This window comes from Phenylobacterium sp. (assembly GCF_044358365.1).
Lineage (GTDB): Bacteria > Pseudomonadota > Alphaproteobacteria > Caulobacterales > Caulobacteraceae > Phenylobacterium.
This window is the reverse complement of sequence record NZ_JBIKNZ010000046.1, coordinates 1-25,578: the sequence shown is the minus strand read 5'-3', so window position 1 is coordinate 25,578 and position 25,578 is coordinate 1. Positions and strand designations below refer to the sequence as shown.

The window sequence follows — 25,578 nt, the reverse complement described above, 5'->3', positions numbered from 1 at the left end:
ATCGATTGCCCGCCTTCGCGAAGGCGGGCAATCGTACATCTCTCTTCCAGATCGAGCTGCTGGTAGCGGCATCCCATGGCAACACTCCCTCGCCAGAGTGTTGCACTTCGTTTGAGAACTCAGGGGATGAGCGGTGGAGAGTACGGCCCTAAAGCTCCAGCCGCATGGCGCTGCGGTCCTTCAGGCCGAAGGCAACTTCCTTCGCCAGCGTCTTGCGGATGCTCTCGGGCGCGTCTCTCGGGTCCCATTCGACAAACCCGAGGCTGGCGTAGAACGGCGCATTCCAGGGAATCGCGCGGAACGTGGTCAGGCTGAGGCGCGCAAAGCCCCGGGCGCGCGCATGCTCTATGGCACGGGTCAGCAGCCGACGGCCGATGCCGCGCCCCTGATGCTCACGCAGCACGTCGAGCTCATCAATGTGCAGCCGGTCGTCATGCGCCAGCGCCGCCAGGAAGGCGCCGGGACGGCCGGCGACGTCGACCACCCAGAGCGTTCCGCTCAGTAGGTGAGGCCGGTAGGCCTCCGGGGGCGCGAAGTCGGAAAACAGCGATGCCGGGACATCCTGCCCCTGGAAGGCCGAGGCAGCGGACAATTCGATCCGCGGAAACTCGGCCAGGTCGGCCTCGCAGGCTGGGCGAATGTCTATGGATCAGGCTCCGGTGACGACGACGGTATCGGGGTGGCCGCCCCATTCCGTCCACGACCCGTCATAGATGGCCACGTCCGGACGACCCAGGCGGGCCAAGGCCAGCGCCAGTACGGCGGCGGTCACGCCGGAGCCGCAGGTGGTGATGATGGGGCGGTTCAGGTCCACGTGGGCGAACACCGCCTGGAGTTCGGTCACCGGCTTCAGGGTTCCATCAGCCGCAACCACCTCGTTGAACGGCACGTTCAGGGCGCCCGGCATATGCCCGGAGCGCAGGCTGGCGCGGGGTTCCGGCGCCTCGCCGCGGAAGCGCGCGGATGAGCGGGCGTCCACCACCTGAGCAGCACCGTCGGCCAGAACCTTCGTGACATCATGTCGATCTGCGACCAGCGCCGGATCCACTTTCGAGATCACATTCGCTGCAACGGGCGCGGGCTCCTCTGTCTCGATGGCGCGCCCCTCGGCGCGCCAGGCCTTCAGCCCGCCGTCGAGCACGAAGACGTTCGGATATCCCATGATCCGCAGCGTCCACCACACACGTGGAGCCGAGTAGATGCCGTGGGCGTCGTAGACCACGATGGTTGCGTCCGGCGTCAGTCCCAGCGCCCCGGCCGCGTGACTGAACGCCCCGGCGGTCGGCAACATGTGCGGCAGGTCCGTGGTGGTGTCGGCAATGGCGTTGATGTCGAAAAACACGGCTCCGGGGATATGGCCGACCGCGTAGCTGTCCCGGCCATGACCGGGCTGGCCCACCAGGGGCAGGGTCGCGTCCACGATCCGCAGATCGGGATCTCCCAACCGTGCCGCCAGCCATGCGGTGGAAACGACGGGATCGGTCATTCGAGCCAACCCGGCACAGGCAAACCCTTTTCCCGCAGGAACAGCGGATTGAAGATCTTCGATTGGTAGCGCTGGCCTTGATCACACAGGATCGTCACGATGGTATGGCCGGGCCCCAGGTCCCGCGCCATCCGGATCGCGCCGGCCACATTGATGCCGGTGGAACCGCCCATCACCAGGCCTTCGAATTCCATAAGATCGAAGATCGTCAGCAGCATCTCCTCGTCGGAGATCCGGTAGGCGTGGTCGACCTTGAGGCCCTCGAGGTTGGCCGTGATCCGGCCCTGCCCGACGCCTTCGCTGATCGAGCCGCCCTCCGAGGCCAGGGCGCCTTCGGTGTAATAGGCGTAGAGCGCCGCGCCGTGGGGGTCAGCCAGCCCGATCCTGACGTCCGGGTTCCGGGCCCGAAGCGCCTGGGCCACACCGGCAAGGGTGCCGCCTGAGCCCACGGCGCAGATGAAGCCGTCCACCTTGCCGTCGGTCTGCCGCCAGATCTCCGGGCCGGTACTCTCGACGTGCGCGTCACGGTTGGCGACATTGTCGAACTGATTGGCCCAGACGGCTCCGGCCGGCTCCTTTGCATCAAGTTCTGCCGCCAGACGCCCGGAATATTTCACATAATTCATCTCGCTGGAGTAGGGGGCCGCATCCACCTCCACCAGATCGGCGCCGAACAGCCGGATCGCGTCCTTTTTCTCCTGGCTCTGGGTGCGCGGGATCACGATGGTGCAGGCGTAGCCGAGGGCCTTGCCCACCATGGCCAGGCCAATTCCGGTGTTGCCGGCGGTGCCCTCGACGATGCGCCCGCCGGGCCTCAGCAGGCCCTTGCGTTCAGCATCGCGCACAATGTGCAGCGCCGCGCGGTCCTTCACCGATTGGCCGGGGTTCATGAACTCGGCCTTGGCGAGGATCTCGCAGCCGGTCATTTCGCTGGCGTGCCGAAGGCGTAGCAGCGGCGTGTTGCCGATCAGGTCCAGAATGCTTTGGGCGACGTCCATGGCGTCTATCTAACCAGACGCACCCACGGCGAACAGGGGTCAGGTCAGGCTTTCACCAGACTGAGCTGCACAACGTCGGTTCGTTCGGTGCGGAAACCGGCTTCGGAATAGCTGAGGTAGAAGCGCCAGAGCTTCCGGAACCGCTCATCAAAGCCCAGATGGGTGATGTCGTCCCAGGCCGCCTCAAACCGGCGCGCCCATTCGGCGAGGGTATCGGCATAGCAGACCCCGAATCGCGAGATCGGGCCCCAGGTCAGCCCCGCCTTGTCGGTAGCCGCCTTCAAGCGTTCCTCGGAAGGCAGCATGCCGCCCGGGAAAATGTACTTCTGGATGAAATCCGGCGTGCGCTTGTAGTGGTCGAACAGTTCGTCGCGGATGGTGATGATCTGCAGGCCCGCCTGGCCGCCGGGCTTCAGGCTGTTGCGGACCTTGTCGAAATAGGTCGGCCAGTATCGTTCGCCCACTGCCTCGAACATCTCGATCGAGGCGACGCGGTCGAAGGACCCCTGAACATCACGATAATCAATAAGTTGGATGTCGGCCTTCTCGTTCAGGCCTTCCTTGAAGATCCGCTCCTTGGCGAACTTGTACTGGGCTTCCGAAATGGTGATGGCGGTGACATTCGCGCCGACGTCGCGGGCGGCGAACTCGGCAAAACCGCCCCAGCCGCAGCCGATTTCGAGAACATCGTGGCCGGGGCGCAGATCCATGGTCTGGGCCAGGGTCCGGTACTTGCGCGCCTGGGCTTCCGGCAGGGGCTCGCCTGGCCGCGCAAACCGCGCGGCGGAATAGGTCATCGAGGTGTCCAGCCAGCGGGAATAGAAGGCGTTTCCCAGATCATAGTGGGCGTAAATGTTGCGCTTCGATCCGCCTCGGCTGTTCGACTTAAGAGCGTGGCCGATCAGGTTGACGGCGGTCATGAAGGGATTGCCGAACGACACCCCCTCAAACCGCGCGAAATTCGCCGCCAGCACCTCCAGCGCCCGCGACAGATCGGGAGTATCCCACTCGCCGGCCATATAGCCTTCGCCGAACCCGATCGTACCAGTTGCAAGAACCCGATTGATGAAACGGAAGTCACGAACGACGAGCCGGGCTTCCGGTCCAGGCGTTTCGCCCTCCAGCCGGATCTCGCGGCCATCCGGCAGCACCAGGGTCAAAACTCCAATGCACCAGTTCTGCACCATCACACGGGCTGCGAACCGAAACGTCGCTGGCGCGCCGCTCAGGTCCACTGTCTGTGAGCCCACGCTCATACACACTCTCCCAGCCGCATGCGCAGGATAGCACCTAAGGCGGTTCGCCTATCGGCTGCCCCAGAAGTACGGTCAAGACCCTCGCTGGGACGCGTCGCTCATGTGAATAGGCTTGAGAACGGTCGCGGGGCGCCCCAAACAGCGGCACGCTCGCTCCGGGAAAGACCATGGCCACCCTAACTCTCAAGCGCTGGGACCTCTCGATTGGCGATGGCCACCCGCTGGTGGTGATCGCCGGCCTGAATGTCCTTGAGGACGTCGATCTGGCGATGCAGGTCGGGCGCGAGCTCAAGAGAATCTGTTCGGACCTGGCGCTTCCGTTCGTGTTCAAGGCCAGTTTCGACAAGGCCAACCGCTCGTCGATCCAGAGCTATCGCGGCCCGGGCCTCGAGGTAGGGCTGAATATGCTGGCGCGGATCAAGGCCGAGCTTGATGTTCCCATCTGCACCGATCTGCACGAGATAGACCAGGCCGGGCCGGTGGCCAGCGTCGCCGATCTGGTTCAGATCCCGGCCTTTCTGTGCCGCCAGACCGATCTGGTGGTCGCGACCGCGCGGGCGACAGCTGCGGCCGGTGGCCTGCTGCACGTGAAGAAAGGTCAGTTCCTGGCGCCCCGTGACGCCCGCAGCATCATCGACAAGATCCGCGAGGCGGTTCCGGGCGAACACACCATCCTCTGCGAGCGCGGGGTGTCCTTCGGTTACAACAACCTGGTGGTCGACATGCTGGGCATCGAGCAGATGAAGGACCTCGGTGTGCCAGTGACCATCGACGCCACCCATGCGGTCCAACTCCCCGGCGCCGACCCACGTGGCAATGCTGCGACCACCGGCGGGCGTCGAGAGGGTGTGCCGGTGATCGCCCGCGCCGCCGTGGCGGCCGGCGCCAACGGCGTGTTCCTGGAGTTCCATCCCGATCCCGACAGGGCGCTGTGCGATGGCCCCAGCGCACTGCCCCTGACAGCCGCGGCCGGACTGCTGCGACAGCTCAAGGCGGTCCACGAAGCCGTCCACGCCGCTTGACCGGTCGGGCCAGTCAACGCACAGGCTAAGCACATGGATCTGGCCGCCCTCCAGCACCTCCTCAGCGAGGTCCCCGGCAAGCGTGTCGCCTGCATTGGCGACCTGATGATAGACCGCTTTGTCTATGGCGGGGTCAGCCGTGTGTCGCCCGAGGCGCCGATCCCGGTGTTGGCCCGCACCCACGAGCTCAAGATGCTGGGCGGCGCTGGCAATGTGGCCCGCAATGTCGCAGCACTTGGCGGCGCCGTCGCCCTGGTGGGTCTGGTGGGCGCCGACGCCGAAGCCCACGAAGCCTCGCGCCTCGTCGAGCAGGAGAGCCCTTGCATCGAAGGCTATCTGGTCACTGACGCCGAGCGCCCCACCACGCTGAAGACCCGGTTCGTGTCCGGCGGTCAGCAACTCCTCCGCGTTGATCTGGAGGAAAGCCGACCCGTCACCGGCGAGGTGGAGCAGCGGGTGATACGCACCCTGCGTGACGCAGCCCGAGGCGCCGGGGTGATCCTGCTATCCGACTACGGCAAGGGCGTTGTCACCGACGCGGTCGTGGCCGCCGCCCGTGAGGTCGCCGCAGAGACAGGCGCGAGGCTGATCGTGGACTCAAAGGCCCGCTCCTTCGCCCGCTATGGTGATGTCGACCTGGTGAAACCCAATGCTGCGGAACTGGGTTACGCCACCGAAATGCCAACCGAGACCGACGCCGAGCTGGAAGCCGCCATTGCCCGTGCCCTGGATCTCTGGGCGACCCGGGGCGTCCTGGTGACGCGCGCGGCCAAGGGCGTGTCGCTCGGCCTGCGAGGCAAGCCTGTGCGCCACTTCCGGACAACGCCAAGGGAAGTGTTCGACGCCTCGGGCGCCGGCGACACAGCGCTTGCGGCCATCGGTCTGGCCCTGGCCGCCGGCGCGGAGATCGAGGACGCCATCGGCCTGGCTCAACTGGCCTCGGGCGTGGCCGTCAGCAAGGCCGGCACCGCAACCGTCTCTCCCGACGAACTGGTCGATGCCGTGCTCTCGGCCCACCCAGCCCAGGTTGAAGGCAAGGTCGCCACGATCCGCAAGATGACCGAGGTTGTCGCCCGCTGGCGCGCCCAGGGGCTCAGGATCGGTTTCACCAACGGCTGCTTCGACATCCTGCACAAGGGTCACGTGGCCTATCTGGCCCAGGCGCGGACCTGGTGTGACCGGCTGATCGTCGGCGTGAACTCCGACGCCTCGGTGCGCGCGCTGAAGGGGGAGGGGCGACCCGTCAACGATCTGGAATCCCGCGCCCTGGTCCTGGCCGGGCTGCGCAGCGTGGACCTGGTGGCGCCGTTCGAGGACCTGACGCCCATCAAGCTGATCGAGGCCGCGCGCCCGGATGTGCTGATCAAGGGCGCTGACTATGCCGTAGGCGAGGTGGTCGGTGGCGATCTGGTCAAGGCCTGGGGCGGCGAGGTGCGGCTGGCCGCCATCGTGGAAGGCTATTCCACCACGGCCGCCATCGCGCGGGCCACGAAACCGGGAGACAGCGCTTGAGCCGCAAATTGATCTTTGTGACGGGCGGGGCCGGGTTCATCGGCTCCAACATCGTCGCCCGACTGGCGCAGGATCGTGACCTTGATGTCGTGGTCTGCGACCGCCTGCGGGAAGCTGATCTGGGCAAATGGCGCAACATCGCAAAACATCCGATCGGCGATTTCGTCGCGCCGGACCAGATGTTCGACTGGCTGGAAAAGCGCTGGCGCGACGTCGAACTGGTGGTCCACATGGCGGCCGTCTCGTCCACCACCGAGCCGGACGCCGACAAGATCATCCACTCCAACTTCACCCTCAGCCGCGACCTGTTCCGCTGGTGCGCCGACCACCAGCGCCGGTTCGTCTACGCCTCCTCCGCGGCGACCTATGGCGCCGGCGAGCACGGGTTCGACGACGACAACAGCCATGAGGCGCTGGCGCGACTGCAGCCGCTCAACACCTACGGCTGGTCCAAGGCGCTGTTCGATCTGTTCGCCGCGCGCCAGGCGTCGCGGGACTACGCTCCGCCCCAGTGGGTGGGCCTGAAGTTCTTCAACGTCTACGGTCCGAACGAGGACCACAAACACGCCATGCGTTCAGTGGCCTCGCAGATCTGGCCCAAGGTGAGCGAGGGACATATGGTCCAGCTGTTCCAGAGCTATCGTGCAGACGTGCCGCATGGCGGCCAGCAACGTGACTTCGTCTATGTCCGGGATGTGGCTGATGTGGTGCGCTGGCTGCTGGAGAACCCGGATGTCAGCGGAATCTACAACCTGGGTTCGGGCAAGGCCCGCAGCTTCGAGGAGATGGCGCGCGAGGTCTTCAGGGCGGCCGGCAAGGCGCCCCTGATCGAGTATACGCCTATGCCCTCGATGATCCGCGACAAGTACCAGTACTTTACAGAGGCGCGGATGGAGCGGCTGGCCCAGGCGGGCTATTCCGCAGGCCTGACCTCGCTTGAGGACGGCATCAGTGACTATGTCGGGCGCTATCTCAGCCAGCCGGATCGTTATCGCTGACCATGGAGAGCCCCGCTCCACGCCGCCGGGGATGGCTTTTACCAGGAGCCCTGGGGCTTCTGGCGCTGCTGGCGGCGGCGGTCTTCGCGTTCTGGGGCGATCTGGTCTCCACGGTGCTGGATCCGAAAGTGCCGTTCCAGACCTACAGCCCTCCGCCGCAGCCTGACTACGCCCTGGCAAGCGCATGGTATCTTCGCCCTGCGTCGGTATCGACCCGGCAGGCCGATATCTTCTTTGTGGCGCCCACCACCTATGACGGCGGTCGAAACTGGAACGCCCGGATCGACCACCCCGCAGCGGCGGCCCAGTTTCGCGAGGTGATGGCGCCCAACTATGTGGGGCCCTTCGTCGGCGTCGGTCGGGTTTTCGCCCCGCGCTACCGGCAAGCCAGCCTCTACAGCCTTACGACCCTGCGCGAAGACGCGCGGGAGGCGCGCCAGTTCGCCTATGCTGATGTGCGCCGGGCATTCCGGGACTATCTCGCCCGGGACAACGGCGGTCGGCCGTTTTACATCGTGGGTGTGGAGCAGGGCGGCACGCTGGCCGCGCGGCTTCTCTCCGAGGAATTCGTCAACGATCCCCGGCTGGAGACCCGACTGGTTGCGGCCTATCTGATCGAGACCATCGTGCCTGCGGAGAACCCGCCGCTGCTGCCCTGCGTCGAGCGGAGAGAGGCGGGCTGCCTCGCGGCCTGGGCCAGCGTGCGTGAGGGTGATTTCGAGGCGTCCGAACATTTGCGGGACCGGGCGCTGGTCTGGAATACCCAGGGCGAACTGGTGAACCTGAGCTCGCGTCCGGCCATGTGTTTCAACCCCCTGTTAGGCGCGGTGAGCGATCAGCCGGCGGCGGCCCGACTGCACCTGGGCGCGGCGAACGCCACCGGGCTGGAGTGGGGCGCACGCCCCGCCTTCATGATGCGCAAGGTTTCGGCCCAATGCAGGAATGGCGTCCTTGTCGTGAGCCGACCCAGGTCCGCAGACCTGCAGCAACGCGGCAGCTGGGCGGATCGCCGGAAGGTTCCGGGGTTCAATCTGTTCTATGCGGATCTCGATGCTGACTCGAAGGCTCGCCTTGCAGCCTGGAATGCCCGACAACAGGGCCAACAATAGACCGACAGGGAAAGACGCCATGACCAACCGCCAGATCGTGCTGGATCGTCTGCCGCAGGGCGACAAGCTGGCTCCGGACCATTTTGCGCTGAAGGTGGCGGATCGCCCGGTGGCGGGCGATGGCGAGGTGCTGCTCAAGACCCGCTACATATCGCTGGACGCCGCCAATCGCGCCTGGATGCAGGGTGCGACCTACCGCTCGGCGCTGAACTCCGGCCAGGTGATGGCGGGGGGCGGCCTCTCGGAGGTGCTGGTGTCTCACGTGCCGCACCTGAAGGCCGGCGATCTGGTCTTCGCCGATGCGGGTTGGCAGGAGTATGCGGTCATGCCCGGCAAAAACCTCTCCGCACTGCCGGCGCTCAAGCCCGAGACCCACCTGCTCAGCGTCTATGGCATTGCGGGCCTCACGGCCTACTTCGGGCTGCTGGAGTGCGGACAGCCGAAGGCTGGCGAGACCGTGGTGGTGTCGGCGGCCGCCGGGTCGGTCGGCTCGATCGTGGGCCAGATCGCGAAGATCAAGGGGTGCCGGGTGGTCGGTATCGCCGGGGGCGAGGAAAAGGGCCGGTGGCTGACCGGGGAGCTCGGGTTCGACGCGGCGGTGGATTACAAATCCCCGGAATTCAAACGTCGGCTGCGCGCCGCGGTCCCCGATGGCATCGACGTCTATTTCGACAACACCGGCGGCGACGTGTTCGAGGCCTGCCTCTTCGCCATGAAGAATTTTGGCCGGATCGCGTGCTGCGGCGCCCTCTCGCAATACGACGGCGCACCGCCGCCGCATGGGCCGCGGGGGATCCCTGGGCTGATCGTGACGAAGAGGCTGAACCTGCGAGGTTTCGTCGTCATGGATTTCGACGACAAGCGCGAGGCCGCACTCGCAGATCTCCAGGCCTGGGTGGCCGATGGCCGCCTCAAGGTTCAGGAAGACATCCTGGAAGGCCTTGAGAGCCTTCCTGGCGCCTTGATCGGTCTGCTGGCCGGTGAGAACCGCGGCAAGCGCATGGTGAGGGTCTAGATGTCCGTCTTCAGCCCGACCTACGAAATTGCCCGACAGAAGTTTCGTGATGCGACGGCGGGCGCAGGCGGCTCCCTGTCGAGCTACACCCACCCCGAGCGTGGTCCCGACGGCGGTGAGCTGACGACGGATGTGGCGTGGTTTGGTCCAGTTGACGCGCAGGCGGTCCTTGTACTTGTGTCGGCGACGCACGGGGTCGAGGGCCATTGCGGCTCGGGCGCACAGATCGACTGGATGCGCAGGGGCGAGGCGGCCCGTCTGGCGCCCGGCGTCGCCGCCCTGGTGGTTCACGGGCTGAACCCCTACGGCTTCGCCTGGAGCCGTCGTGTCACGCACGAGAATGTCGATCTGAATCGCAACTTCATCGACTTCTCCGCGCCGCTCCCTGCCAATCCGGAGTACGACCGGCTCGCCGAGGCTGTCACGCCGGCATCCTGGTCGGCGGAGGCCCAGGCCGCCTCGCGGGCCACCATCCTGGCCTATGCGCGCGAAAACGGGTTTCCAGCCATAGTGCAGGCCTTGAGCGGGGGCCAATACGCTCATCCGGACGGGATATTCTACGGTGGCCGGTCCGAGACCTGGTCACGTCGGACGCTTGAGGCCATTTTCCGCGAGCGGCTTTCCGCAGCCTCCGACATCGGGATCATTGACTACCACACGGGCCTGGGTCCGGTCGGCTATGCGGAGCAGATTGTCAGCGCCGGGCCAGAGACAGAGGCCTACCGTCGCGCCGCCGCCTGGCACGGGGCGGCCGCCGCCAGCATTGAGGGGGGCGATTCGGTTTCGGCGAAGTTGGCCGGCGACTGGCTGGGCGCCATTCCAGCGTTTCTGTCGCACGCCTGCGTCACGGGCATTGCGCTGGAATATGGCACCGTCGACACCACCAAGGTGATGGATGCCCTGCGCGCCGACAACTGGCTGCACGCGCGTGGCGATCCGCTGGGTCCCGACGCCGCCGGGATCAAGGCGCAGATTCGCGCCGCCTTCTACGTTGATGATGACCTTTGGCGCGGCATGGTGCTGGGCCAGTCTTTGATCGCAGCGCGGCAGGCTGCGGCCGGACTGAAGCGCGCGATCACGGGGGCGCGCTAACCCGCGTCCCTCAATCCGGCTCCGGCCTTCCAGTCAAAGAGTTCCTGCAGGGTCCTGAGCGCCAGCCCGCGTTGGCTGGTCAGATCCGGATCGCGGGCGATGATCAGTCGCGCGTCATCGCCGGCCACGGCGATCAGGTCCCGATGCGCAAAGACGTCAACGAAGACGTAGTCGGGCAGGCCGGACTGGCGAAGGCCCAGCGCATCGCCCCCGCCGCGCAGTTCGAGATCCCGCTCCGCTATCAGGAACCCGTCGTCGGTGCGGCGCAGGATGTCGAGGCGTTGTTGCGCGGTCTCTGACAGGGGGGGGTCATACAGCAACACGCACGCGCTCTCGCGGACGCCGCGCCCCACGCGGCCCCTGAGCTGATGCAGTTGCGCCAGGCCGAAGCGCTCCGCCTGCTCGATCACCATGATCGTGGCGTTCGGCACATTGACGCCGACTTCCACCACCGTGGTCGCCACCAGCACCGACAGCTTCCCGTCGGCGAAGTCGGCCATGACGGCGTCCTTCTCGGCAGCCGGCATCTTGCCGTGCACCAGGCCGACGCCTGCGCCGATCACCTCACGGAGCGCGATCACCCGCATTTCCGCGGCGGCCAGATCACTGAGCTCGGATTCCGAGACCAGAGGACAGATCCAGAAGGCCTGCGCCCCACCGGCCGCGGCATCCTTCAGGCGCGCAACGACCTCGTCCAGCCGGTTCATCGGCGCCGCCCGCGTGGCGACCGGCGTACGGCCGGGCGGCTTCTCCTCGATGCGGCTGACGTCGAGGTCGCCGTACATCGTCAGTTCCAGGGTCCGCGGAATGGGTGTGGCGGACATCGCGATGACGTGGACGCTCTCGCCCTTCGCCTGCAGTCGTTGCCGCTCCGCCACCCCGAACCGGTGCTGCTCGTCAATCACCGCCATCTGCAGGTTCTGGAAGACCACGTCGTCCTGAAACAGCGCGTGTGTGCCAACCGCCACCTTGATCGCTCCGGTGGCGAGCCCCCTCAGCTTTTCGGCGCGGGCGGCGCCCCTGTCGCGACCGGTCAGCAGGATCACCCCGATGCCGTGCGCCGCCAGCGGACCGGAAATCGTTTCAAAGTGTTGCCGGGCCAGGATCTCGGTAGGCGCCATCAGGGCGTTCTGGGCGCCGGCTCGCGCCACATCGGCCATGGCGCACATGGCCACCACCGTCTTGCCCGATCCGACGTCGCCCTGAACCAGTCGGCTCATGCGTTCGCCGGCGATCAGATCGCTCCTGATCTCGTGCAGCGCGCGGTCCTGTGCGGCGGTGAAGCGGAAGGGCAGACCGGCGCGTATCCGGTCGCCCAGATCACCCATCACAATCCGCGCAGCGGGCTCCCGCCGCCGCGCCGCCTTGCGCTGGGCCATCGCCAGCTGATGCGCCAGCAACTCATCATAGGCTAGCCGCCGCCGATGGCGGCTGAGCGGGGAGAGGTCCGCCTCGTTCTGCGGGGCGTGCAGGCGCTCCAGCGCCTCTCGCCAGGCCGGAAACTGCTCCCGCGCCAGCCAGGCCGGGTCCTGCCACTCAGGCAACTCCGGCGCGCGCGACTGGGCCTCCACGACGAACCCGCGCACCCGGCGTGGCGGCAGGCCCTCGGTGGCCGGATAGATCGGTTCGACCTGCGGAATGTCTCCGGCCTTTTCCGGCGCCACCATGTAGTCCGGATGCACCATCTGCAGGCCGTATTGGGAAAGCTCGACCTTTCCCGATACGACCCGGCGCGCATTGACCGGATGGCGCTGTTCAAGCTGGCTGCCATAGGCGCCGAAGAACACCAGGCTCATGAACCCGGTCTGATCGAATACCCTTATGCGTGTAGGTCGGGCGGCGGATCGGGAAATCTGCAGGGACTCCACCACCACCTCGAAGGTCATCACTTCGCCGTCCAGCGCCGCCGAGATCACCGAAGGCGTCCGCCGGACGACAGAGTGCGGCTGCAGCCACAGGACATCGCGCACCAGCGGTCCTGCCAGGCGTTCCAGCAACGGCGCCACGCGCGGACCCACGCCCTTCAGGGACGTGACCGGCGAGAACAACGGGAAAAGAATCTCAGGCCGCATGATTAAACGATAGTCGACTGGCGCACAGGCTCGCGCCGCTCTATATCCGCCAGCTCTCGATGAGCAGCAACGAAGCACGCCACAAGAAGTTGAAACTCCGCGCCTGGCGGCGGGGTTTCCGGGAAGCGGACCTCATCCTGGGGCCGTTTGCGGATTTGCATGTCTCGTCGCTCAGCGCCGCGGACCTTGACCTGTTCGAGGTGCTGCTGGATCAGCCGGACCACGATCTCTACGGCTGGATCCTGGAGCGCATGCCTACGCCCGCCGCCTTCGACGGCCCCCTGATGGATCGGCTGAAGGCCTATCGCGACATTGCGCACAAGGCGATCGGGAATGGCTGACGGGAACCGGCCCGCCAGTCAGGCCCAGCTCAGACGTGTCGCCGATTATCCCGGCGGCCTGGACCTCGTCGGCGCGCCCGAGGGCTTCGACGCCCTGGTGCTGGCTGATCTGGTGCGGGCGAGGGGCGGGCTGTCCGTGTTCGTGGCCCGTGACGCCGGGCGGCTGTCGGCCTTCGTGGACGCCTTCCAGTTCTTCGGTCAGGGAATCGAAATCCTGACCCTGCCGGCCTGGGACTGCCTGCCATATGACCGCGTCGGGCCATCGGCGGGTGTGTCGGCCCAGCGGATGGCGACGCTGTCCCGGCTGGCCGAGGGACTGGACGCCAAGCCGCGACTGCTGGTGACAACAGTCCCGGCGATGATCCAGCGGGTTCCACCGCTGGAGGCCGTAAAGCGGGCCAGCTATTCCGCGCGTGGCGGCAATACCGTCGAGATCGCCGATCTCGAGGCCTATTTCTCGGTCAACGGCTACAGCCGCGCCTCCACCGTCTCGGAGAAGGGCGAGTTCGCTATCCGGGGTGGCGTGATCGACGTTTTCCCGCCCGGGGCGGACGAGCCGGTTCGCCTCGACCTGTTTGGCGACACCCTGGAATCCATCCGCGCCTTTGACCCCGAGACGCAGCGTTCAACCAGGCAGTTGAAGGAAGTGTCGCTGAAGCCGGTCAGCGAGGCCCTGCTCGACAAGGACAGCATCAGCCGCTTCCGGACCGGTTATCTGGAAACCTTCGGCGCGCCCGGCGGCGACCCGCTCTACGACACCGTTTCTGCTGGCGGGCGCCGCGCGGGCATGGAGCACTATCTGCCGCTGTTCTACCCGGGACTGGCGACAGTGTTCGACTATCTGCCGGCCAATACCGCCATCACCCTGGATCACCTGGCCCGCGAGGCCCGCGAAGAACGGCTGGCGATGATCCGGGACGCCTTCGATGCGCGCGCTAACGTTGAGCGCAAGGGCCATTACCATCCCCTCGAGCCTGCCCGGCTCTATCTGGAAGACACCGAATGGGCTCAGGCCCTGGCGGTGCGCGCGACCCGCCGGCTTTCCTCATTCAACGAGGCCGAAGGCGAGGCCGTCATCGACATGGGCGCCAGGGCCGGTCGCAACTTCTCCGCCGAGCGCAAGCTGGACAGCGTCAATCTCTTTGAAGCCACGGTGGATCACGCCAGGACGTTGTCGGCTGGCGGAAAGCGCGTGCTGTTCGCCTCATGGTCGGACGGATCGTCGGACCGGCTGATGCACATGCTGGCCGATCACGGCCTGAAGACCCTGCCTTTGGCGCCCTACTGGGACGCCGCCCGCGCCGCCGATCCCAAGACACCTCAGCGGGTCGTTCTGCCCCTGGACTACGGCTTCGAGACCGACACCCTGGCGGTGATCTCCGAGACAGATATCCTCGGCGACCGGCTTGCCCGCCCGCGCAAGCGTCGTCGCGCCGCGAATTTCCTGGCGGAGGCCTCGGCTCTGACGCCGGGAGATCTGGTCGTCCACATCGACCACGGGATTGCGCGCTATGTAGGTCTTAAGACCCTGGATGTGCAGGGCGCGCCACACGACACGCTGGAACTCCAGTACGGCGGTGACGCCAAGCTTTACCTGCCTGTCGAGAACATCGACCTGCTGACGCGTTACGGCGCTGAAGGGGAGGGCGTGCAGCTCGACCGGCTGGGCGGAGCGGCCTGGCAGGCCCGGAAGGCCAAGGCAAAGGAACGTCTGCGCGAGATGGCCGACGGCCTGATCCGCATCGCCGCCGAGCGCGCGACGCGCATCACCGATCCCGTGGAGCCGCCCAGCGGCCTGTTCGACGAATTCTGCGCCCGGTTCCCCTACGAAGAGACCGACGACCAGCTGTCCGCCATCGGCGATGTGCTGGAGGATCTGGGCGCCGGCAAGCCGATGGATCGCCTGATCTGCGGCGACGTCGGTTTCGGCAAGACCGAGGTGGCGCTCCGGGCCGCCTTCGTCGTGGCCATGAGCGGCCAGCAGGTCGCCGTGGTGGCGCCGACCACCCTGCTGGCGCGCCAGCATTTCAAGACCTTTTCGGAACGCTTCCAGGGCTGGCCGGTAAAGGTCTGCCGCCTGTCGCGCCTGGTGCCCACCAAGGAGGCCAATGAGGCGCGCGCAGGCCTTGCCAAGGGTGAAATTGAGATTGTCATCGGCACCCACGCGGTGCTGTCCAAGCAGGTCAGCTTCGCTAACCTGGGACTGGTGATCGTCGACGAGGAGCAACACTTCGGGGTCAAGCACAAGGAGAAGCTCAAGCAGCTTCGCGCCGATGTGCACATGCTGACCCTCACCGCCACACCGATCCCGCGCACACTCCAGATGTCGCTGAGCGGTATCCGTGAGATGTCGATCATCGCGACGCCACCGGTGGACCGCCTTGCGGTGCGCACCTACATCACACCCTGGGACCCAGTGGTCCTGCGCGAAGCCCTGCTGCGCGAAAAGTATCGCGGCGGGCAGGCCTACTTTGTCGCACCGCGGATCAGCGATCTGCCCGATCTCGAGCGCTTCATTCGCGAGCAGGTTCCCGAGGTCAAGTTCGTGGTGGGCCATGGCCAGATGGCGCCGACCCAGCTCGAAGACGTGATGAGCGCCTTCTACGAGGGACAGTACGACGTCCTGCTCTCTACGACGATTGTGGAAAGCGGCCTGGATATCCCCACCGCCAATACCCTGATCATCCACCGCGCCGACATGTTCGGCCTGGCCCAGCTCTACCAGCTGCGGGGCCGGGTGGGTCGATCCAAGGCGCGGGCCTATGCCTACATGACCACGCCGGCCGAGAAGCAGATCACGCTTTCGGCAGAGCGTCGTCTGAAGGTGCTTCAGTCGCTGGACAGTCTGGGCGCCGGGTTCCAGCTGGCGAGCCACGATCTGGATATCCGGGGCGGCGGCAATCTGCTTGGCGAAGAGCAGTCGGGCCACATCCGCGAGATCGGCGTGGAACTTTATCAGCAGATGCTGGAAGACGCCGTCAACGAGCTGCGCGCTCGGGTTGGCGCGGAAGAGGTCGCCGACCGGGGCTGGTCGCCGCAGATCAATACCGGCGCCGCCGTACTTATCCCGGAGGACTATGTTCCGGACCTCAATGTGCGCCTCTCGCTCTATCGTCGTCTGTCCGACGCCGAGAAGTCTGCGGATCGTGAAGCCCTGGCTGCCGAACTCATCGACCGTTTCGGACCGCTGCCGCCGGAAGCTGGCCAGTTGCTCAAGGTCGTGGCGATCAAGGGTCTGTGCCGCGAGGCCAATGTTTCCAAGATTGATGTCGGGCCGAAGGGCGCGGTCGTCACCTTCCGCAACGACGACTTCAAGAACCCTGCCGGTCTGGTTGGCTTCATCGCCAGGAACCAGGTCGCCTGGCGGATTCGTCCGGACAACAAGGTGGTGGTCAAGGGCGAGTGGGAAACCCCCAGGCAGCGTCTGGATGCGGCTGAACGGGTGCTCAGCGAATTGGCGAAGCTGGCGGCCTGAAAGGCGCCGTTACGTCAAGGGTGATCCTGCCGCAGTTCGGGTCTAACGTCAGCCGTCACCAAAGCCGGAGCCCGCCATGCCTACCGACCGCAAAGCCATCTTCATCACCGGTGCGGCCAGCGGCATCGGCCTGGCAGCCGCCAAACGATTTGCCGCCGAAGGCTGGCTGGTCGGGCTGTCTGACATCGACGGCCCCGGCCTCAAGACGGCGCTGGCGGCCATCGGCGGCGACAACGCCGGTTTCACCGTCCTCCACGATGTCCGGAAGGAAGACGAGTGGGAGCGCGCGCTCGACGCCTTCATGGAGGCGAGCGGCGGGCGGCTCGACGTGTTGCTGAATAACGCCGGCATCGCCCGCTACGGCTGGTTCACCGAACAGGGCCGCGCGGATTTCGACGATCAGATCGACATCAACCTGCGCGGCGTGATTCTGGGCGCCTACCTCGGTCACGAACGCCTCAAGCACACGCCGGGATCACGCCTCATCAACATCGCTTCCCTTGCGTCACTCTCCGGATCCCCCAGGCTGGCCGTCTACTCCGCGACCAAGTTCGCCGTGCGCGGGCTCTCGGAAGCCCTCGACATCGAGTTCATGCGATCCGGCGTCCGGGTCTCCTGCGTTGAGCCCACAGTGATCGAGACCCCCCTGCTGGACAAGGCTTCCGCGCCGGGCGGCCCCAACTTCCGCGAAGCCATAACCCAGGGAATGGGCGGCGGACTTCCGGTGGAACAGGCCGCCGAGGTGATCTGGCGCGCGGCGCACGATGACGCCCTTCACTACCCCGTCGGCGAGGCGCCCGAAGCGATGCTCCAGGAAATCCTGCCCCGCATCGAGGAAACCCGGACGCGCTGGGCCGAAATGTTCAAGGCCGGTCTGGTCACAAACTGACAGCCACCCGGGAAAGCCAGCCCGCTTTAGATGAACTCAACTGGATCCGATAAACAGGCTGTTTGTCTAAAATTCAGAGCGTAACAGTTCGGTCGGTTCAGACGATTTTCATCGCCGCAGTGCAACAGCGGCCATAATCCCGGCGGAGTCGGGCTCTTCCAACCTTGAGGCCCCTGCATGCGCGAACTTCTCATGACCCTGATCGGGGCGGCCGGCCTGATGTCCGCAACCTCACCGGCCTACGCCCAGACCGTCGCCGACAAGGCCGACGCGCGTTGTGTGATCGCTCTGACGTTCGCCGGCCGGGATCCGAAGGATGCCCCCAAGGCGCAACAGGGGATATTCTACTTTCTCGGCAAGATGGAAGGACGCGGGGCTACGTCCAGGCTTGAAGGGCTGATGCTGTCGGAAAGCAAGACCCTCAACACCGGACCTCTGGTTCAAGCCGAACTCACCCGGTGCGGTGGCGAGTTGACCCGCCGGGCAACAGCCCTTGGAGCAATGTTCAAGCGCCCTCAGGCCACCCGCCCAGCCCCGCCGCCTCAGCCCAAGTAAGCGGTCAACCCGTCTTGAGGGGTTGCGCCATGGCGGCCGCCTGCTCCAGCGCCCGACCCACGCCTTCGGGCGACGACACCTCTGCCACACCCAGCTCGAAGTCGATGACAAAGGGCGTCGCGCCTTGCCCAGCTTCAAAAGCGGTGCAGCCAATCACCGCAGCAATGCGCTCGCCGGCCGCCCGGGCGGATTGCAGACTGGTCGCCGGTAGCGCCAGGGCGAACACCTCCGGCGCCAGTCGTGCGGCTGTGTCCTCGACGCGGACGAGGCGGCCGATCATGGACCCGATCTGAGGGATAGCCCGGGCCACCCAGCCACCGGCTCGCGGGGCCTGCAGATCAGGTCTTTCAGAGACCTTGAGCATGCAGACGCTGAGCGCACGGTTCCTCGCTTCACCGCTGCGGGCCAACCGCATCAGGTGGCTGGCGAACAGGTCACGCGTAAACAATCCGGTAGCGGCATCCATGAGCCCGGAGGTGCGAGCGCGCTCAAGCGCTGCACGCACCGACTTTTGTCGACGAAACGCCCGGGCTAGTTCCACCACGCGCAAGGCCGTAGTTGTTTCAGGGGTCTCTGGCGAGGCGACGTCAGAGATCCCGCGGTGATAGGCCTCTGAGGCGGTGATTACCGAGTGCGCCTTAATGTAGAGCAGTGCTGGCGTGTGATAGAGTCGAGTATTCCGACGGAGCCCCGCAGCGATGGAAAGGGCTTCATGCGGGTTGTCTCCGGCCCAAAGCACCACCGCGTCAAACTGCTTCTCATGCAGATAGTCAAACGCAGTGAAGGCGGTGAAGGCTCCCACCACCTCCGCGCCATTCCGTGTCAGTGCATTTGACAGGGCCAGAAACTGCGGGGCGGGCTCGCCAATCGCCAGTACACGATAGGGGGAGGCGTCGCTCTCCGGGGTCTCAAGATTATGGCCACGTTCCGCAAAAGTCTCGAAGCGGACATCGAACTCCTCCTCGGCGACGGCAGTGCGGACCAGTGATTCCAGGCGCATCACGGCTTGGGCCGGGTCGATCGGACCGCTGAGAACGAGGTCGTATCCACGGTCCTTCTGAAACGGATCCGGCGGGCTCATGGCCAGAATTGGAAGCTTGCGAGGTGCGCATGCTGTCCGAAGTCGTGCTGCCAGCCCGATCGCATCGTCACCAAGGCCAGCGAGATCCACAATTGCCGCCTCGATCTGGAGATCGGCCAGCGCGGAGGCTGCAGCTGCTTCGTGGCGCGCCGTGATCGTCCGCCAACCCAGCCGGTCAAGACCCTCGGCCAGGGCGCCAGCCAGAGTATCGTCGTTTGCGACGATCAGAACCCGGGCATTGATGCCTGCCGTCATCTCTCTATCCCATAGCGGCCAAATGCCTCCACAGTCGGGGAATCATTGGAGGCCGGAATCAGTGACTCATAGCTTATCGCTGGTTGCGGAAGCGTTTCATTGTGAAGGAGTGGGCAGTGTCGGAGGGATATCTATCCGGAAGCGTGGCGGTAGTGACGGGGGCAAGTGGCGGTCTGGGTGCGCATTTTGTGCAACTCCTCGCCGATAATGGCGCTGCGGTGGCCCTCACGGCGCGGCGGGTGGACAAGATCCAGGCGCAGGCCGGCGCCCTGACCAAAGCGGGTGTGCGGGCGATCGCCGTTCGGATGGACGTGGCGGATGCGGCCTCAATCGGACCAATCCTGGACCAGATCCAGGGTGAACTCGGACCGATGAATATCCTCGTGAACAATGCGGGTGTCGGCGGCGAAGGTCTGGCGCTGAATGTTTCTGTCGAGGATTTCGACGCTGCGTTTGCCGTCAATGCGAGGGGAACCTTTTTCGCGGCCAGGGAGGCGGCGCGGCGAATGATTGCAGCCGGGATCGAGGGGCGGATTCTGAACATCGCTTCCATTGCAAGTCACACTGTGCTGCCAGGGCTCTCGGCCTATTGCGGCTCGAAAGCCGCGATGGCGATGTTGACCCGCAGTATGGCGCGCGAGTGGGCGCGTCGAGGGATCGCGGTCAACGCCCTTTGTCCAGGCTACATCGAGACTGCGATCAACGACACCTGGTGGCCGACAGAGGGGGGGCAGCGCCAACTCAAGGACTTTCCGCGCCGCCGCCTGATGGACGCCTCTGATCTCGACGCAGCGTTCATGATGCTTGTTGGTCCAGCGGCGCGGGCCATGACTGGCAGCATTGTTACTGTCGACGACGGGCAATCATTGCCCGGTGGCGGCTAGGCCTTGGCTAACCAAAGGGCAGGACGCCTAGATCATTCAAGGATTTCGGAGGACATCATGCGCCAGGGCCCGCTTACCGGTTTGAAGATCGTCGAGTTCGCTGGCATCGGCCCCGGTCCGTTTTGCGGCATGCTGCTATCGGACCTTGGCGCCGATGTGGTGCGGGTTGATCGCAAGGGCGGGCGAGGTGGCGCTCCATCTGATATCACCGCACGCGGTCGACGCTCGGTGGCTCTGGATCTGAAAACCCCTGAGGCGGTTGAGGCCTGCCTGAAGCTTATGGCCTCGGCCGACGCGATCATCGAGGGTTTCCGACCCGGCGTGATGGAACGCCTCGGCCTCGGTCCGGACGTGGCGCTCAAACGGAACCCCCGGCTGGTCTATGGTCGCATGACTGGCTGGGGTCAGACCGGTCCATATGCCAACGCGGCCGGTCATGACATGAACTATATCGCCATCACCGGCGCGCTTCACGCCATTGGCACCAAGGACAAGCCGGTTCCGCCTTTGAACCTTGTCGGCGATTTCGGCGGCGGCGCCCTTTATCTTGCCTTTGGCCTGATGGCCGGGATCATTCATGCGCGGGAAGTTGGCAAGGGCCAGGTCATTGATTGCGCCATGAGCGACGGGTCGGCCTCCTTGATGGCCATGTTCTACGGCATGAAGGCTTCCGGCATCTGGCAGGAGGAACGTCGCGCCAATCTGCTTGATGGCGGGGCTCACTTTTACGACACCTACCAATGCTCTGATGGAAAGTGGGTCTCCATCGGCTCTATCGAACCGCAGTTTTACGCACTTTTGCTGGAGAAGACCGGCATCACCGATCCCGATTTCCAGCGACAGATGGATCGATCGATCTGGCCCGACCTGCGCGAGAAACTGGCCGCTGTTTTCGCTACAAAGACCCAGGCGGAATGGACGGCCATCATGGCGGCGACGGATGTCTGTTTTGCACCAGTGCTAGATCTGGACGAAGCGCCGAACCATCCGCACAACGCCGCGCGCCAGACCTTTGTGAAGCTAGGAGGGGTCACCCAGCCCGCGCCTGCGCCACGCTTTTCAGAGACCCCCGGCGTCATTCAGGGGCCGCCGCCCGCTATCGGCGCGCACAACACCGAAGCCCTGGCCGACTGGGGCTTCACGGAAGCCGAGATCGCTGCGCTCGCCTGAAGCCGCGCTGGTCGCGTGCCTGACGCGCGTGTTCAGCCCCGGTTCAGCGACGACTGGTTAGATTTTTCAACGGATCGGTCGTCGTATTCTCCCGTCCCTCGAAGTGGCGGCCGGTCCGGATGGACGCAAACCCCCATCGGCGGCGCGCCACCTACTAACCCGGGTGGCGCGCCGTTATGGTTGGCGCAGGTCATGAACCGGCCTGAGTCGAGTCCCTGTCCCGATGAACAACCATAATTCCGCGTCTGGCTCGTGGCGCCTTTGTGTCCCGGAGGGTCTGCGCAACGTCGTGCTCGTTCTGGGCCGGACGCTGTCGCGGATGTGGGGGCGGGATGTCATGCTCTACACCGGCGGCGTTTCCTTTTTCATCATGCTGGCGATCTTCCCGGCGATCGCCATCGCCATGGGCCTCTACAGCCTGCTATCCGATCCCGCCCGGGTGGCTGAGCAGGGCGAGGCCCTGGCGCGGGTGATGCCCGACGCGGCGCGCTTGATCCTTCAGAGTGAGATGGTCCGGTTGTCCCAGGCTCCGGGCGGCAGCATTTCGATCCAGAGCGGGGTGGCGCTGGTGGTGGGGGCCTATGCATCCCATCGCGGGTTCAAGGCCCTGCTGGCTGGGCTCTCGTTCATTCACGATGAGGAACGTCAACGCGGGTTCCTGAGTTTCAATCTGCTGGCGCTGGTGGTCCTTGTGGCCGCCATGGCCGCGTTGGGCGTCCTGTCGACCGTCTTCTTCGCGTTCAGGATTCTGGGCGAAACCTTTGAGCTGAGGCCGCTCAAAGGCGCGCTCTGGCTCTACAGCGAGTGGACCTGGGCCAGCACCGGAATGACGGGGGGCATGACCCTGATCTATCGCTGGGCGATGTCGCGCGACCCCGTCGACTGGCGGGCCTCCGTGCTCGGCGGTGCGGCTGCGGCTGGCCTCTGCATCTTCGCGTCATGGGGGCTTGGATTTTATGTGGAGCAGATCGCTGAACTGGGCGCGACCTACGGATCTGTGGCGACGGTCGTCATTTTCCTGATCTGGCTATCCTGGAACGTGAACGCGCTCTTCTTTGGCGGGGCCCTGGCGACGGAGGTCGAGTTGGCCTTGAGGCGCCGCCGGGTTCCGCTCGCGTCCGAGCGGGGGGTCACCGGCTCGGGCGGGGGCTGACCAGGAAGCTCAGCGTTTCGCCGTCATCGGACTGTTCCAACACTGTGGCGCCGACTTCTGCGGCAAAGTGCGGCACGTCGATCCGTGCTAGGGGGTCATCCGCTAGCAACCGGATACGGGCGCCAGGCGGCGCTGCGGCCAGCGCGCGTCTGAGCCTCAACGTGGGCACGGGACAGTGGTGCCCCCGCGCATCGACCAGGATTTCCGCCGCCGCCATCCCCGCCGCATACACCGGCGCCTGCGGTCCGGCCAGAGCCTGACCGTTTCAGATAGACTCATTCGCTACAGACAAACAGGCGGGTTCATCCATACATCTGGGGTGTATACTTCGATACGACTTATGCGATCAGTGATCCAAACGTTCTACTTTGAGAGGTGAAGGGCCGCGATCTGGCCGGCGATGCTCTGGAACACCTGGGTCAGGGTGGATGAGTTGCTGACGTCGTAGAAGTAGTCCGCTCCGGTCGCACAGGTCCGCAGGAGCTCGCTGGAGCCCTCGCCGACTTCGACGCGGATCGTATAGATCTCGATGTCCTTTGCCTTCATGTTTGTGCAGATCTTGGCCAGTCGGGAATCCAGGGCCTCGGTGCGTTCCGCTTCGGATGCGCCCTGCTGAAGCGGCGCGTCGTTCGCTTTCAGGACGCGCCCCTGCCAGATGTAGCCGGCGCCGGAGTAGGTGCCGTCGTTGGGCGTGTCGCGCTGGCTCAGGGTGTTCGCACCGTCAGTCATCAGCACGATGATCTTCTTGTGCTTGGGGGTACCGTAGGCGACCCCGTCGCTGAACGGCGCGAATGGCGTGAGGGTGTTCCAGCCCCACGCCATCCCGATCAGAATATTGGTGTTGCCATCAGCGTTCAGGTTGTTGATTGCGGAGCGCAGCGTGGAGAAATCTGTGGTCAGTCGCACCAGCTTTTGAAGGCTGCATCCGCGGTTGGGGCCAAAGCTTGTCGATAGACCACTTCTCGATTTGTACTTGGTGACCGATCCTTGCCGGACCCTCCAGTTGGAACTGCTCGTGCCGTCTGAGAGATAGTTGTTCTGATAGTCGTCCCCGTACCCACTGGTCTTGCTGTCGGGCTCGTCCACAGCGAAGTAGGGGGTGTACAGGGTTGCGCCCGTAGTCGGCGGGGTATCCTGCACGTCGTAGGGCGCCTCGCGCATCTCCACACACCCGCGCCAGTTGGTTGCAATCGTATTGAAAAGGGTGAAGCGATTGGCGAACTGGGTCCCGCTTGCGGTGGTGAAGATCTGATTGTTTATCGGCGCCGTGCCCGCCTGATCCATCCAGGTGGCATTACGGTAGGCGGCGCCGTCGACGCGGACCGTGCTTGAGAAAGGGACGATGGAGATCCGGATCGGATTAGGGGTCACGCTCTTGGCCGCGGCCTCCTCCATCCTGGTCACGAATTCCTTGGCGGCGTCCTTGAGGTCCGAAAGCTTGCTGCCTTCGTTCATGGAGCCCGTGTTGTCGAGCACCAGGGCGATCTCGACCTCCATGTCAGCGCGAACGACCTCGGAAGTCGCGGCGACGGTCATGTTTCCACCGGTCAGCAGGCCGGCGACGAACGGCCGCACCTGAACGGCCGCGTTTGCGATGACCTTTCCATTGTCGCCGATCCGGAACGATGACGACGAAACCGTGAAGTCCTCGGTGAGCTTCAAGTTCTGGGCGAGGTAGCGGTTGCCCGCCGTTGTCAACTCGGCGTCGTTGGTGGAGTTGGTTCTTGCTGCGCCGAGCGCCGCCGCATCCAGAGCGTCCTGAAGCTGGGACTTGGCGCTGGTCGCGCGCGCCAGGTCCACGGCGCCCAGGCTGGCCATGCAGATCGGGGCCATACTGATGGCGGCGACTATGGCGACGTTGCCTCGCCTGTCATTGAGCAGCCGCCGCGCTACCGTGGATACAGACCTGTTCATGCGCATCATCCTGACGGAAACACCGTTACTAGCCGGAAGAATATTGAAAGAGAGGTAATCTCTGGTTATTTCAAATTGTTAACGTCAATTTACTGTAAATGTCAGGCAATTAACCGGGTGTTAACTCGTCCGCTTCAAGTTGGCGCCATGGATCACACACGATCTCACAAGGGTCCGCAGGCCTTTCTGCGTGACAGGAGCGGCGCCACAGCGATCGAGTTCGCTTTTGTCGCTCCGGTGCTGTTCCTTTCTCTATTCTCGATCATCGAGGTCGGCATGCTGGGCATGATGAGCAGCGGCCTGGACAACGCCGTGTTTGAGACCTCCCGGATGATCCGCACGGGACGCGGTGATGCTCCGGCCAGTGCGGCCGCGTTCGAGGAACAGGTTTGCGAAAAGCTGGGCGGCAACGTGACCAATTGTCGGGATCGGCTAACCATCAGCGTCCAGCGGTTCGACCGTTTTACGGACGCCAACGCGGTGGTCGCCGCTCCGCCTGCGGGCCAGTTCAACAAGGGCGCTGCCGAGGACATCATCATCGTGAAGGCCAACTACGTCTGGCCGTTGATGACGCCGTTCATTGCCAAGGCCTACGAGCGGCCTGGGCCTTTAAGCGTCACCCTGGGTTCACGGGTCACCTTCAAAAACGAGCCTTTCGCATGATGGCCTTCATCAAGCGCGGGCTGAGCGACCAGCAGGGCGCTGCAGCCCTTGAGTTCGCTCTGATCTTCCCGGTTTTGTTCATCCTTCACATGGCCGCCGTGGAGGCCCTGGGCGCCTATCAGGCCCAGCGCAAGGTGTCGCACATCGCGGCCACAATGGCCGATATCACCGCCCAGAACCGGACGGTTACCACCGAGGAACTGGACGATATCCTCAAGGCCAGCGTGTCCATGATCTACCCCTATCCCAACGCCAGCGTTCAGCAGCGGGTCTCGAGCCTGAGCGCAAATGGATCAGGATCGGTTTCGACCGACTGGACAGTCAAGAAGGGGTACACTTCTTCGGATGGCCCCAGCGTGCCTTCGGGGTATCTCGCGGCCAACGAGAGCGTGATCGTCACCGACGTTGTCTATGACTACCGTCCTACCTTTGGTCTCTTCATGCCCGAGATCATCCGGTTTAAACGTCACGCCTATGTGCGGCCTCGCCTGACAGTGAAAGTGGATAAGGTCTCCTAGAGCGGTTTCCCTACGCTGTGAATCGGGAGGGATTCCCAAATCAGTGATGGAGTGATTCAAGCTGCATGCTGGTGAAGGAGGCCGGCATGCATGGGTCATCCTCTGTCATGTGATCTTCGG

At 64.9% G+C, this 25,578-nt stretch carries 23 protein-coding genes; 15 read left to right on the top strand and 8 right to left on the bottom strand.

Annotated features, from left to right (window positions below):
• Positions 1–148: 148 nt before the first annotated feature.
• Genes ACIQ3B_RS12670 through ACIQ3B_RS12655 form a run of 4 tightly spaced genes read right to left on the bottom strand, consistent with a single transcriptional unit; the run spans position 149 to position 3,740 of the window.
• Complete coding sequence (locus ACIQ3B_RS12670; protein ID WP_397403095.1) at positions 149–592, bottom strand: GNAT family N-acetyltransferase; 444 nt, start codon at positions 590–592, stop codon at positions 149–151.
• Positions 593–649: 57 nt separating this feature from the next.
• Positions 650–1,486 (bottom strand): 3-mercaptopyruvate sulfurtransferase, encoded by an 837-nt coding sequence (sseA, locus tag ACIQ3B_RS12665; protein WP_397403093.1) that lies wholly within the window; start codon positions 1,484–1,486, stop codon positions 650–652.
• Positions 1,483–2,484, bottom strand: coding sequence for a cysteine synthase A (locus ACIQ3B_RS12660; protein WP_397403092.1), 1,002 nt, complete (start codon positions 2,482–2,484; stop codon positions 1,483–1,485). The genes sseA and ACIQ3B_RS12660 overlap by 4 nt, the downstream gene beginning before the upstream one ends.
• Before the next feature lie 44 nt (positions 2,485–2,528).
• Complete coding sequence (locus ACIQ3B_RS12655) at positions 2,529–3,740, bottom strand: class I SAM-dependent methyltransferase (protein WP_397403090.1); 1,212 nt, start codon at positions 3,738–3,740, stop codon at positions 2,529–2,531.
• Positions 3,741–3,907: 167 nt separating this feature from the next.
• Here ACIQ3B_RS12655 and kdsA point away from each other — a divergent pair, with 167 nt between their 5' ends.
• Genes kdsA through ACIQ3B_RS12625 form a run of 6 tightly spaced genes read left to right on the top strand, consistent with a single transcriptional unit; the run spans position 3,908 to position 10,488 of the window.
• Positions 3,908–4,762 carry a 3-deoxy-8-phosphooctulonate synthase gene (gene kdsA / locus ACIQ3B_RS12650; RefSeq protein WP_397403088.1) on the top strand — a complete coding sequence of 285 codons (855 nt, stop codon included), beginning with the start codon at positions 3,908–3,910 and terminating at the stop codon, positions 4,760–4,762.
• A 33-nt stretch (positions 4,763–4,795) separates the two neighbouring features.
• Entirely contained in the window at positions 4,796–6,274 is a 1,479-nt protein-coding gene (gene rfaE2, locus ACIQ3B_RS12645; RefSeq protein WP_397403086.1) for a D-glycero-beta-D-manno-heptose 1-phosphate adenylyltransferase, read from the top strand.
• Complete coding sequence (rfaD, locus tag ACIQ3B_RS12640; RefSeq protein WP_397403084.1) at positions 6,271–7,272, top strand: ADP-glyceromanno-heptose 6-epimerase; 1,002 nt, start codon at positions 6,271–6,273, stop codon at positions 7,270–7,272. Before rfaE2 ends, rfaD begins: the two co-directional genes overlap by 4 nt.
• 2 nt (positions 7,273–7,274) lie before the next feature.
• Positions 7,275–8,381 carry a DUF3089 domain-containing protein gene (locus ACIQ3B_RS12635; RefSeq protein WP_397403082.1) on the top strand — a complete coding sequence of 369 codons (1,107 nt, stop codon included), beginning with the start codon at positions 7,275–7,277 and terminating at the stop codon, positions 8,379–8,381.
• Positions 8,382–8,400: 19 nt separating this feature from the next.
• Positions 8,401–9,396, top strand: a complete 996-nt coding sequence (locus ACIQ3B_RS12630) for an NADP-dependent oxidoreductase (RefSeq protein WP_397403080.1) — start codon at positions 8,401–8,403, stop codon at positions 9,394–9,396.
• Positions 9,397–10,488: a M14 family metallopeptidase gene (locus tag ACIQ3B_RS12625; protein ID WP_397403078.1), complete on the top strand. Its 1,092-nt coding sequence runs from the start codon at positions 9,397–9,399 to the stop codon at positions 10,486–10,488. It abuts the gene before it with no gap.
• Here ACIQ3B_RS12625 and recG read toward each other — a convergent pair.
• A complete protein-coding gene (recG, locus tag ACIQ3B_RS12620; protein WP_397403076.1) occupies positions 10,485–12,560 on the bottom strand; it encodes an ATP-dependent DNA helicase RecG in 2,076 nt (691 codons plus the stop codon). The genes ACIQ3B_RS12625 and recG overlap by 4 nt on opposite strands.
• 59 nt (positions 12,561–12,619) lie before the next feature.
• Here recG and ACIQ3B_RS12615 point away from each other — a divergent pair, with 59 nt between their 5' ends.
• The 4 genes from ACIQ3B_RS12615 to ACIQ3B_RS12600 all read left to right on the top strand — a co-directional run bounded on the left by ACIQ3B_RS12615 (position 12,620) and on the right by ACIQ3B_RS12600 (position 17,820).
• On the top strand, positions 12,620–12,901 hold the full coding sequence (locus ACIQ3B_RS12615) for a succinate dehydrogenase assembly factor 2 (protein ID WP_397403074.1): 282 nt from the start codon (positions 12,620–12,622) through the stop codon (positions 12,899–12,901).
• Positions 12,894–16,376 (top strand): transcription-repair coupling factor, encoded by a 3,483-nt coding sequence (gene mfd / locus ACIQ3B_RS12610; RefSeq protein WP_397403072.1) that lies wholly within the window; start codon positions 12,894–12,896, stop codon positions 16,374–16,376. The genes ACIQ3B_RS12615 and mfd overlap by 8 nt, the downstream gene beginning before the upstream one ends.
• A 76-nt stretch (positions 16,377–16,452) precedes the next feature.
• On the top strand, positions 16,453–17,265 hold the full coding sequence (locus ACIQ3B_RS12605) for an SDR family oxidoreductase (protein ID WP_397403070.1): 813 nt from the start codon (positions 16,453–16,455) through the stop codon (positions 17,263–17,265).
• Between the two features lie 177 nt (positions 17,266–17,442).
• Positions 17,443–17,820: a hypothetical protein gene (locus ACIQ3B_RS12600; protein WP_397403068.1), complete on the top strand. Its 378-nt coding sequence runs from the start codon at positions 17,443–17,445 to the stop codon at positions 17,818–17,820.
• Positions 17,821–17,824: 4 nt separating this feature from the next.
• Here the strand turns inward: ACIQ3B_RS12600 and ACIQ3B_RS12595 are convergent, their stop codons facing one another.
• A complete protein-coding gene (locus tag ACIQ3B_RS12595) occupies positions 17,825–19,156 on the bottom strand; it encodes a diguanylate cyclase domain-containing protein (RefSeq protein WP_397403066.1) in 1,332 nt (443 codons plus the stop codon).
• Positions 19,157–19,272: 116 nt separating this feature from the next.
• Here ACIQ3B_RS12595 and ACIQ3B_RS12590 point away from each other — a divergent pair, with 116 nt between their 5' ends.
• The 3 genes from ACIQ3B_RS12590 (at position 19,273) to ACIQ3B_RS12580 (ending at position 22,363) form a co-directional block, all read left to right on the top strand.
• The gene (locus tag ACIQ3B_RS12590; RefSeq protein ID WP_397403064.1) at positions 19,273–20,040 is read left to right on the top strand and encodes an SDR family NAD(P)-dependent oxidoreductase; all 768 of its coding nucleotides are present in this window, start codon (positions 19,273–19,275) and stop codon (positions 20,038–20,040) included.
• 57 nt (positions 20,041–20,097) lie between these two features.
• Positions 20,098–21,210 carry a CaiB/BaiF CoA transferase family protein gene (locus tag ACIQ3B_RS12585; RefSeq protein WP_397403062.1) on the top strand — a complete coding sequence of 371 codons (1,113 nt, stop codon included), beginning with the start codon at positions 20,098–20,100 and terminating at the stop codon, positions 21,208–21,210.
• A 289-nt stretch (positions 21,211–21,499) separates the two neighbouring features.
• Entirely contained in the window at positions 21,500–22,363 is an 864-nt protein-coding gene (locus ACIQ3B_RS12580) for a YihY/virulence factor BrkB family protein (protein ID WP_397403060.1), read from the top strand.
• Here ACIQ3B_RS12580 and ACIQ3B_RS12575 read toward each other — a convergent pair.
• Positions 22,341–22,580 carry a sulfurtransferase TusA family protein gene (locus ACIQ3B_RS12575; RefSeq protein WP_397403097.1) on the bottom strand — a complete coding sequence of 80 codons (240 nt, stop codon included), beginning with the start codon at positions 22,578–22,580 and terminating at the stop codon, positions 22,341–22,343. The two genes, ACIQ3B_RS12580 and ACIQ3B_RS12575, sit on opposite strands and share 23 nt — an antisense overlap.
• A gap of 146 nt (positions 22,581–22,726) precedes the next feature.
• A complete protein-coding gene (locus ACIQ3B_RS12570; protein WP_397403058.1) occupies positions 22,727–24,277 on the bottom strand; it encodes a pilus assembly protein TadG-related protein in 1,551 nt (516 codons plus the stop codon).
• 147 nt (positions 24,278–24,424) lie between these two features.
• On the opposite strand from ACIQ3B_RS12570, the gene ACIQ3B_RS12565 reads away from it, so the two are divergent.
• Positions 24,425–24,940 (top strand): TadE/TadG family type IV pilus assembly protein, encoded by a 516-nt coding sequence (locus tag ACIQ3B_RS12565; RefSeq protein ID WP_397403056.1) that lies wholly within the window; start codon positions 24,425–24,427, stop codon positions 24,938–24,940.
• On the top strand, positions 24,937–25,458 hold the full coding sequence (locus tag ACIQ3B_RS12560) for a TadE/TadG family type IV pilus assembly protein (protein WP_397403054.1): 522 nt from the start codon (positions 24,937–24,939) through the stop codon (positions 25,456–25,458). Before ACIQ3B_RS12565 ends, ACIQ3B_RS12560 begins: the two co-directional genes overlap by 4 nt.
• The last annotated feature ends 120 nt before the right edge of the window (positions 25,459–25,578 follow it).